The 8,955-nt window shown below is 63.8% G+C and carries 7 protein-coding genes; 4 read left to right on the top strand and 3 right to left on the bottom strand.

Annotated elements, in window-relative coordinates:
- Positions 1–668 (bottom strand): LLM class flavin-dependent oxidoreductase (locus tag SO139_RS44690; RefSeq protein ID WP_498542034.1); only part of this gene is annotated, 668 nt, incomplete at its 3' end.
- A 383-nt stretch (positions 669–1,051) separates the two neighbouring features.
- On the opposite strand from SO139_RS44690, the gene metF reads away from it, so the two are divergent.
- The 3 genes from metF (at position 1,052) to SO139_RS44675 (ending at position 6,765) form a co-directional block, all read left to right on the top strand.
- Positions 1,052–1,987, top strand: a complete 936-nt coding sequence (metF, locus tag SO139_RS44685) for a methylenetetrahydrofolate reductase [NAD(P)H] (RefSeq protein WP_449381321.1) — start codon at positions 1,052–1,054, stop codon at positions 1,985–1,987.
- Between the two features lie 3 nt (positions 1,988–1,990).
- A complete protein-coding gene (metH, locus tag SO139_RS44680) occupies positions 1,991–5,872 on the top strand; it encodes a methionine synthase (protein ID WP_498542033.1) in 3,882 nt (1,293 codons plus the stop codon).
- 326 nt (positions 5,873–6,198) lie between these two features.
- A complete protein-coding gene (locus SO139_RS44675; protein WP_449381323.1) occupies positions 6,199–6,765 on the top strand; it encodes a YbhB/YbcL family Raf kinase inhibitor-like protein in 567 nt (188 codons plus the stop codon).
- 162 nt (positions 6,766–6,927) lie between these two features.
- Here the strand turns inward: SO139_RS44675 and SO139_RS44670 are convergent, their stop codons facing one another.
- Together SO139_RS44670 and SO139_RS44665 are read right to left on the bottom strand one after the other, a co-directional pair.
- Positions 6,928–7,557, bottom strand: a complete 630-nt coding sequence (locus SO139_RS44670; protein ID WP_449381376.1) for a glutathione S-transferase family protein — start codon at positions 7,555–7,557, stop codon at positions 6,928–6,930.
- An 11-nt stretch (positions 7,558–7,568) separates the two neighbouring features.
- Positions 7,569–7,871: an ArsR/SmtB family transcription factor gene (locus SO139_RS44665; protein WP_449381324.1), complete on the bottom strand. Its 303-nt coding sequence runs from the start codon at positions 7,869–7,871 to the stop codon at positions 7,569–7,571.
- A 63-nt stretch (positions 7,872–7,934) separates the two neighbouring features.
- Between SO139_RS44665 and SO139_RS44660 the strand changes: the two genes are divergently transcribed.
- The gene (locus SO139_RS44660) at positions 7,935–8,882 is read left to right on the top strand and encodes a threonine/serine dehydratase (protein WP_449381325.1); all 948 of its coding nucleotides are present in this window, start codon (positions 7,935–7,937) and stop codon (positions 8,880–8,882) included.
- Positions 8,883–8,955 lie beyond the last annotated feature (73 nt).

Genomic DNA, 8,955 nt, shown 5'->3' with positions numbered 1-8,955 from the left:
AGAATTGCGTGCGGCGTCGCGCGCCAGGCGGACGGCTGGAAACGGTTGCGATAATGCACCATCGCGTCGATCGCATCATGGCTCGCAAAATGATGCGCGAACGCGAAACCCATGCCGACCTGGGCTGCCAATTCCGACGAATAGTCGCTGGAGCCGAGCAGCCAGATCGGCGGCAAGGGCGTATCGTCGGGCATCGCGACTACGTTGTTGTAGGGATGGCCCGACGGGAATTCGCGCGTCTCCCACAGGATCAGTTCGTGCAGCCGCTCGAGGAAATCGTCGCCCTCGCGGCGATCGAGACGGCTCCTGAGCGCGTACGCCGTGGCTCCGTCGGTGCCGGGCGCGCGGCCGAGACCGAGATCGATACGGCCGGGAAAAAGCGCCTCCAGCATCTTGAAGCGCTCGGCCACCACTAAAGGGGCGTGATTGGGCAGCATCACGCCGCCGGAGCCGACACGGATGTGCTTCGTCACGGCCGCGATCTGCCCGATCATGACGTCAGGCGCCGGACTCGCGACGGAGGCGAGGTTGTGGTGCTCGGCGAGCCAATAGCGGACATAGCCGAGTTGATCGACATGGCGCGCCAGGTCGATGCTGTTGCGCAACGCCGCGGCGGGCCTTGTGCCTGACGTGACGACGGAGAGGTCGAGAACGGAGAGCTGGATCATGGCCGGTTCAACGTAGTGCGCCACCCCGGAGCGGCAATGGCCGGATGAAGCAGAGCTGGCCTGTGTTGGCCTCGAGAGACCTGGCATTTGCTGAAGTCCGTTGGGATTCCGCAAGCCTTGATCATCTAGTTTTCATTCTGCCCACCCGATTGACCGCAGCTCAGTAAACTCAAATGCTACATAATATCCTGAAATAACTTACACTTCTAGATTTCATCGATTTCCCACCGGCATCATGTGTGGCACAAAAATACCGATCTCCTTGGCCATAGTGGGCCACTTCCCATCGACGATGGGCTGTCGAGAATACCCCGTTTGGCCTATCTTAGCGCTTCCGAAGCTAAATGACGCAGTTGCGAAGAGAATCTGGAGCGAATGGTGCCATGACCGAGCCGGCGACGCCCGCCCAATATAACGGGCAAGATAATGGGCAAGACGGGCACCTCGCCAAGCGTCCGGCGATCTCCTTCGAGTTCTTTCCACCCAAGACCGAGGAGATGGAGAAGAACCTGTGGGAGACCATCAACCGCCTCGCCCCGCTCGACCCGAAATTCGTTTCGGTGACCTATGGCGCCGGCGGCTCGACCCGTGAGCGCACCCACGCCACCATCGCCCGCATCCTGAAGGAGACTTCGCTGCTGCCGGCCGCGCATCTCACCTGCGTCGGCGCTTCGCGCGGTGAGATCGACGAGATCGTCGACCGCTACCACGAGGTCGGCGTCCGCCACATCGTGGGCCTGCGCGGTGATCCGCCCGGCGGCATCGGCACGCCCTACTCCACCCATCCCGACGGCTACCAGAGTTCAGCCGAGCTCGTCGCCGGCATCAAGAAGCGGCACGCCGACATCGAGGTTTCGGTATCGGCCTATCCGGAGAAGCACCCCGAGGCGCGCGACTTCGACGCCGACATCGACACGCTGAAGGCCAAGGTCGACGCCGGCGCGACGCGCGCGATCACCCAGGTGTTCTTCGATAACGACCTCTACTTCCGCTATCTCGACCGCGTCCGCACGCGCGGCATCAATATCCCCATCGTGCCTGGCATCATGCCCATGCACAATTTCAAGCAAGCCCGCAATTTCGTCACCCGCGCCGGCACCAGCGTTCCGAACTGGCTCGCGGAGAAGTTCGATGGGCTCGACAACGATCCGGAGACGCGCAAGCTCGTCGCAGCGACGGTAGCCGCCGGCCAGGTACACAAGCTCGCCAAGCACGGCGTCGACACCTTCCATTTCTACACCATGAACCGCGCCGATCTCGTATTCGCGATCAGCCATTTGCTCGGCATTCGCGCCAAGAGCGCGCAGAAGGCGGCGTAACCGATGACCGTGACCGTGTCTCCCAAGCGAACCGCCCTGCTCGCCGCCGCGCGCGAGCGCATCCTGGTGCTCGACGGCGCCATGGGTACGATGATCCAGGGCCTGCAGTTCGACGAGGCCGCCTTCTGCGGCGAGCGCTTCAAGAATTTTCACCGCGACCTGCGCGGCAACAACGACCTCTTGATCCTGACCCAGCCGCAGGCGATCGAGGATATCCACGCCGCGTACCTGCGTGCTGGCGCCGACATCGTCGCGACCAACACCTTCTCGACGACCTCGATCGCGCAGGCCGACTACGACCTCGCCGACATCGTCTATGACATGGCGCGCGAAGGCGCCCGCCTCGCAGGCAACGCCGCCAAACGCGTTGAGGCCGAGGACGGCAAGCCGCGCTTCGTCGCCGGTGCCATCGGCCCCACCAACCGCACCGCCTCGATCTCGCCTGATGTCGCAAATCCCGGCTACCGCGCCGTCACTTTCGACGACCTGCGCGAGTCCTATGGCGAGCAGATCCGGGGCCTGCTCGACGGCGGCGTCGACCTCTTGCTGGTCGAGACCATCTTCGACACGCTGAACGCCAAAGCAGCGCTCTATGCGATCGCCGAGATCACTGAAGAACGCGGCATCGACGTGCCCGTGATGGTCTCAGGCACCATAACCGACAAGTCCGGCCGTCTGCTGTCCGGACAGATGCCGGAGGCGTTCTGGAATTCGGTGCGGCACGCAAAGCCCATCACCATCGGCTTCAACTGCGCGCTCGGCGCGGAAGATCTGCGCGCGCATATCGCGGACATTGGCCGCGTCGCCGACGCGCTGGTCTGCGCCTATCCCAATGCCGGGTTGCCCAACGAATTCGGCCAGTATGATGAGACGCCAGAGTACATGGCCCGTCTGGTCGGCGAGTTCGCGCGTGATGGTTTGGTCAACATCGTCGGTGGCTGCTGTGGCACCACGCCCGAGCACATCGCGGCGATTGCCGCTGCGGTGGCGCCGCACAAGCCGCGCGTCGTGCCCGCGATCGAGCCTCGCTTGAGGCTCTCCGGCCTCGAGCCGTTCGTGCTCACCGATGCGATCCCCTTCGTCAACGTCGGCGAGCGCACCAACGTCACGGGCTCGGCCCGCTTCCGTAAATTGATCACGGCCGGCGACTTCACGGCTGCGCTCCAGGTCGCGCGCGACCAGGTCGAGAACGGCGCGCAAATCATCGACGTCAACATGGATGAGGGCCTTCTGGACTCGGAAGCCGCGATGCGGACCTTCCTCAACCTCGTCGCCGCCGAACCCGACATCGCCCGCGTCCCCGTGATGGTGGACTCCTCGAAATTCTCCGTGATCGAGGCCGGCCTGAAATGCGTGCAGGGCAAACCCGTCGTCAACTCGATCTCGATGAAGGAAGGCGAGGAGAAGTTCATCTTTGAAGCCAAAATCGCGCGGCGCCACGGCGCTGCCGTCGTGGTGATGGCTTTCGACGAAGTCGGCCAGGCCGATACGTTCGCGCGCAAGACAGAGATCTGCAAGCGCGCCTACGATATCCTGGTGAACCGCGTCGGCTTCCCGCCGGAAGACATCATCTTCGATCCCAACATCTTTGCGATCGCGACGGGCATTGAGGAGCACAACAATTACGGCGTCGACTTCATCGAGGCGACGCGCTGGATCCGCCAGAATCTGCCCGGCGCGCACATCTCGGGCGGCGTCTCCAACCTGTCTTTCTCGTTCCGCGGCAACGAGCCGGTGCGCGAGGCCATGCACTCGGTGTTCCTGTATCATGCCATCAAGGCCGGCATGGACATGGGTATCGTCAATGCCGGGCAGATGATCGTCTATGACGACATCGATCCCGAGCTGCGGCAAACTTGCGAGGACGTGGTCCTCAACCGCGACGCGAGCGCCTCCGAGCGGCTGCTCGCGCTTGCCGAAAAATTCCGCGGCAAGAAGACCGAGAGCAAGGAAGCCGATCTCGCCTGGCGCGAATGGCCGGTCGAAAAGCGGCTCTCGCACGCACTGGTGCATGGCATCACCGAGTTCATCGAGCAGGATACCGAAGAAGCCCGCAAGGCATCCTCGCGCCCGCTCGACGTCATCGAAGGCCCGCTGATGGCCGGCATGAACGTGGTCGGCGATCTCTTCGGTGACGGCAAGATGTTCCTGCCGCAGGTCGTGAAATCCGCGCGCGTGATGAAGCAGGCGGTCGCCTGGCTGATGCCGTTCATGGAAGAGGAGAAGGCACGCAACCTCGCGAGCGGCATCGGTGGCGCTGCCAACTCATCCGCCGGCAAGATCGTGCTCGCGACCGTGAAGGGCGACGTCCACGACATCGGCAAGAACATCGTCGGCATCGTGCTCCAGTGCAACAATTTCGAGGTCATCGACCTCGGCGTGATGGTGCCGGCCGCCAAGATCGTCGAGACCGTGAAGGCGGAGAAGGCCGACCTCGTCGGCCTGTCCGGCCTGATCACGCCCTCGCTCGACGAGATGGCATTCTTCGCCGGCGAATTGCAGCGCGAGGGCTTGAAGCTGCCGCTCCTGATCGGCGGCGCGACCACGAGCCGTGTGCACACGGCCGTCAAGATCGACCCGAACTACAAGGCAGGCCCCGTCGTGCATGTCAACGACGCGAGCCGCGCCGTCGGCGTCGCCTCCTCGCTGCTGTCGCCCGAGAAGCGCCATGCCTATGCCGCGGAGGTGCGCGCCGAATACGCAAAGATCTCGGAAGCGCATCTGCGCGCGCAGGCCGACAAGAAGCGGCTGAAGCTGAGTGATGCCCGCGCCAACCGCGTGCCGGTTGACTTTGCCGCGACAAAGCCGGTGAAGCCGACCTTCCTCGGCACGAAGACGTTCGACGACTACGATCTCGCCGAACTCGTCGACTGCATCGACTGGACGCCGTTCTTCCAGACCTGGGAGCTCGCCGGCCGCTTCCCCGCGATCCTCGACGATCCCAAGGTCGGCGAGGTCGCGCGCTCGCTCTATGACGACGCGCGCAAGATGCTCGACCTCATCGTCAAGGAAAAATGGTTCCGGGCGCGCGCCACGATCGGCTTCTGGCCCGCGAACGCGCAAGGCGACGACGTCGTGCTCTACGCCGACGAGAGCCGGACCAAGACAATCGCGACACTGCACACGCTGCGTCAGCAGCTCGAGAAGCGCGAGGGTCGATTCAACGCAGCGCTGTCCGACTTCATTGCGCCCACGGGTACGGGCGTGCCGGACTATATCGGCGGCTTCGTGGTCACCGCCGGCATTGGCGAGGATGCGGTCGCCGACCGCTTCAAGAAGGCCAATGACGACTACTCCTCGATCCTCTGCAAGGCGCTGGCCGACCGCCTCGCCGAAGCCTTCGCCGAGCGCATGCACGCCCGCGTCCGCCGCGAGTTCTGGGCCTATGCGCCGGATGAGAAGCTCTCCAACGAGGAGCTGATCCTCGAAAAGTACCAGGGCATCCGTCCCGCGCCCGGCTACCCCGCGCAGCCCGATCACACCGAGAAGAAGACGCTGTTCGCCCTGCTCGACGCGGAGAACACCGCCGGCGTGAAGCTGACCGAGAGCTTTGCGATGTGGCCGGGCAGTAGCGTGTCCGGGCTCTATTTCAGCCATCCCGAAAGCTTCTATTTCGGCGTCGGCAAGATCGAGCGCGACCAGGTCGAGGACTATGCGGCTCGCAAGGAGATGAGCGTTGCCGAAGTCGAGCGCTGGCTGGCGCCGATCCTGAACTACATCCCGGCGCAGCCGGCTGCACCCGCTGAGGGTCGCAAGGCTGCCGATGCCGCGTTCGCGGCAACGCCGGCGAACGACGAGACCTCAAAGGACCTCGCCTCGCATCCGCCGGGCTGCACGTGCGCGGTGCATCTCATCTGGCAGAAGAAGCGCGCGGGGGCGGGGTAGTCGCACCACATCTTCACTGTCGTCGTGGCGAAAGTCCATGGGCGTTCGCCAGGACGACGCTGGAGATTGGACGCCCGTCACCCCTCAACTCAAAATGTGAAAAACAACCCCATGCACAGTAGAAAATTGCGGGGCCGACCGACTACGCATTTCCCGAAATTACTTGACGCGTCGGGCAAATCACCGGCAATATGTAACCATCGCGAGCTGCCCGGATGGCCTATTTGCGCCGCAGCCTCGAGAGCAATGGCGCAGGACTGATTGAAACCAAGTTCCTCGGGCGCTACTTTCCGGTCTCTGAGCTCATTGTTGAAGAGGTGCTTCCGATGACAAGGTTTGCATTCTCATTCGCAGCAGTCTGTGTGCTCCTGCTTCTTGCGGGCGGAGCTGGTGCGCAGGGCCTCACGCTGAGCAGCCCGGACATCAGCGAAGGCGCCACGATTGCCGGCGAACACGTATTCAAAGGCTTTGGCTGTACCGGCAACAACGCCTCACCGGCCTTGAGCTGGAGCGGTGCTCCGGCGGGTACCAAGAGCTTCGCCGTGATGATACATGATCCTGATGCGCCAACCGGCAGCGGCTGGTGGCATTGGGTCGTCTTCAATCTTCCGCCATCCGTCACTGCGCTTCCCAAGGGGGCCGGCGATCCAAAGAAGAAGCTGATACCCAGGGGGGCGATCCAGAGCCGCACCGACTTCGGCAGCGATGGCTATGGCGGACCATGTCCGCCGCCTGGCGACAAGCCGCACCGCTATCAGATCACGGTATTCGCCGTTGACGTCGATAAGCTTCCGAATGCCAAGGACCATTCAGCATCCGCGGCACTGGTCGGTTTCGATCTGCACTTCCACACGCTCGGAAAGGCTACCCTGACCGGTCTCTATGGCCGGTGAGGGGGCGCGGGAGGGATTCGCCAGGCGCATAGGCTGGGTTAGGTTAGCCCTGCGGCTGCGCGAAGCGCAGTCCGCTCGGCGTAACCCGCCTCTTTGTTTTCCGCGCATTGAGAGAAGTGGTGGGTTACGCTTCGCTAACCCACCCTACGAACCTGCGCTCGCTCACCCCTTGGGCGGCGCGAGCGGCTGGACGATCTCCTTGAACGGCGCCAGCGCCTCGCAGCGGTCGGCATGCGCTGACAGCGCCGGATAGCGCGCGAGATCGAACAGCGGCGGGTGCGCTTCGCGGGTGAAGCGGACGACGCAGGCGACCACGACGTCGGCGTGGCCGATGCGGTCACCCAGCCAGTACGGCGTCGTCACCTTGGCGCGCTCGGCTTCCAGCACCTTCAACACGTCTGCGATCTGTGCCTGGCAACGTTCAACCCACAGCGCGAGCTGTTCTTTCCGCAGCACGCGCTCGTAGAGCAGGCTGACCGCCTTGTCGCCGAGACCGCCCGCCAACGCGCAGATGCGCAAATGCCGTCGGCGCTCGACGCCGCTGCGCGGCAGCATCGCTTTCTCCGGCCCGACGAGTTCGTCGAGATAGTCGAGGATGATCGTGCTCTCGATCAGTCCCTCGCCATCGTCGAGCACCAGCGTCGGCACGCGGCGCAGCGGATTGTACGGCGCAATCTTGTCGGCATCGCCGAAGGTCGACCACGGCTTGTGCTCGAAGGCGATGCCATAAAGCTTCAGCGCAATCGCGACACGGCGGACGAAGGGAGAATCATACTGGCCGATCAGGAACATGGCTTGCACCTCTACACGTTTTCCTCGATAGCACGTTTCACCGCTACGATCGCCGCCTCGTTGCGACGGTACATCGTCCACTGCTTGACGCGCTTGGCGCGCACGAGCTTCGCAGCCGCCAGCACCCGCATGTGCTCGCTCACGGTCGGCGCACTCACGCCGAGTTTCTCCGCGATCAGGAGACCGCAGACGCCATCCTCGACCAGGTCTCCGTCAACCTGCTCTCGAAAATGTTTTCGTGGCTCGCGGAGCCATTCCAGGATCTGCAGGCGCCGCTCATTGGCCAGCGCCCGCAACACGATCGCGATTTTCATTTAGTCATTTTGCTAATTACCTAATTGATGTCAACCCCGCGACGCGCTATCAAGGTAGCCATCATGACAGCAGCAACAGGCATTACACGCGAGCGGATTGCGGCGACCGAGGCCGTGATCCGCCCGCATGTCCGGCGCACACCGCTCCTGAAGGCCAATCTGGCTGATTTTGGCCAGCCCGATCAGCCCGTCACCTTCAAGCTTGAGATGTTGCAGCATTCCGGATCGTTCAAGGCGCGGGGTGCCTTTGCGAACCTGTTGCTGCGGCAGGTGCCGAAAGCCGGCGTCGTTGCGGCGTCCGGCGGCAATCACGGCGCCGCGGTGGCCTATGCTGCGCAACGGCTTGGCGTGCCAGCTAAGATCTTCGTGCCGGAGATCACGTCGCCTGCGAAGGTGGAGCGGATCAGGGGCTATGGCGCGCAGCTCGTGATCGCGGGCAGCCGTTATGCAGATGCGCTTGCGGCGAGCGAAGCGCATGTCGAGCGCACGGGCGCGATGGCGGTTCACGCCTACGATCAGGCCGAGACGCTGCTCGGCCAGGGCAGCGTCGGACTGGAGCTCGAAGCGGACGCTCCCGACATCGATACGCTTCTGGTCGCCGTCGGCGGCGGAGGGCTGATCGGCGGCATTGCGGCATGGTACGCCGGCAAGACACGTGTCGTCGCGATCGAGCCGGAGCAATCACCGACCTTGCATGCCGCGTTCGCGGCGAGAGGACCGGTCGATGCGCCGGCCGGCGGCATTGCCGCCGACAGCCTTGCGCCGCGCCGCGTCGGGCAATTGATGTTTCCGATCGCGCAGGCCTATGTCGAGCGGGTCGTTCTGGTCAGCGATGACGCGATCCGGCAGGCGCAGGCGTACCTTTGGTCAAGCTTGCGCGTGGTGGCCGAGCCCGGCGGCGCGGCCGCGTTCGCCGCGCTACTCTCCGGCCGCTATCGTCCCTCACCTGGCGAACGGGTCGCGGTGCTGATCTGCGGCGCCAACACCGCGGCGGTGAACTTCGACAGCTAAAGCGGGATGGGGTTAGGTTGAATCGATTTGGGATTCCCAAATCAGCTTGTTTCTGATTCACCATGCTGGCTGG

The sequence above is a fragment of the Bradyrhizobium sp. UFLA05-89 genome (assembly GCF_059803475.1).
The sequence above is the reverse complement of the archived record's forward strand: the minus strand, read 5'-3'. Positions and strand labels throughout refer to the sequence as shown.

Coding starts and splice junctions, on each gene's coding strand:
- metF (WP_449381321.1), top strand. CDS start 1,052: ATGACCGAGCCGGCGACGCCCGCCCAATATAACGGGCAAGATAATGGG.
- SO139_RS44660 (WP_449381325.1), top strand. CDS start 7,935: ATGACAGCAGCAACAGGCATTACACGCGAGCGGATTGCGGCGACCGAG.
- SO139_RS44670 (WP_449381376.1), bottom strand. CDS start 7,557: ATGTTCCTGATCGGCCAGTATGATTCTCCCTTCGTCCGCCGTGTCGCG.
- metH (WP_498542033.1), top strand. CDS start 1,991: ATGACCGTGACCGTGTCTCCCAAGCGAACCGCCCTGCTCGCCGCCGCG.
- SO139_RS44665 (WP_449381324.1), bottom strand. CDS start 7,871: ATGAAAATCGCGATCGTGTTGCGGGCGCTGGCCAATGAGCGGCGCCTG.
- SO139_RS44675 (WP_449381323.1), top strand. CDS start 6,199: ATGACAAGGTTTGCATTCTCATTCGCAGCAGTCTGTGTGCTCCTGCTT.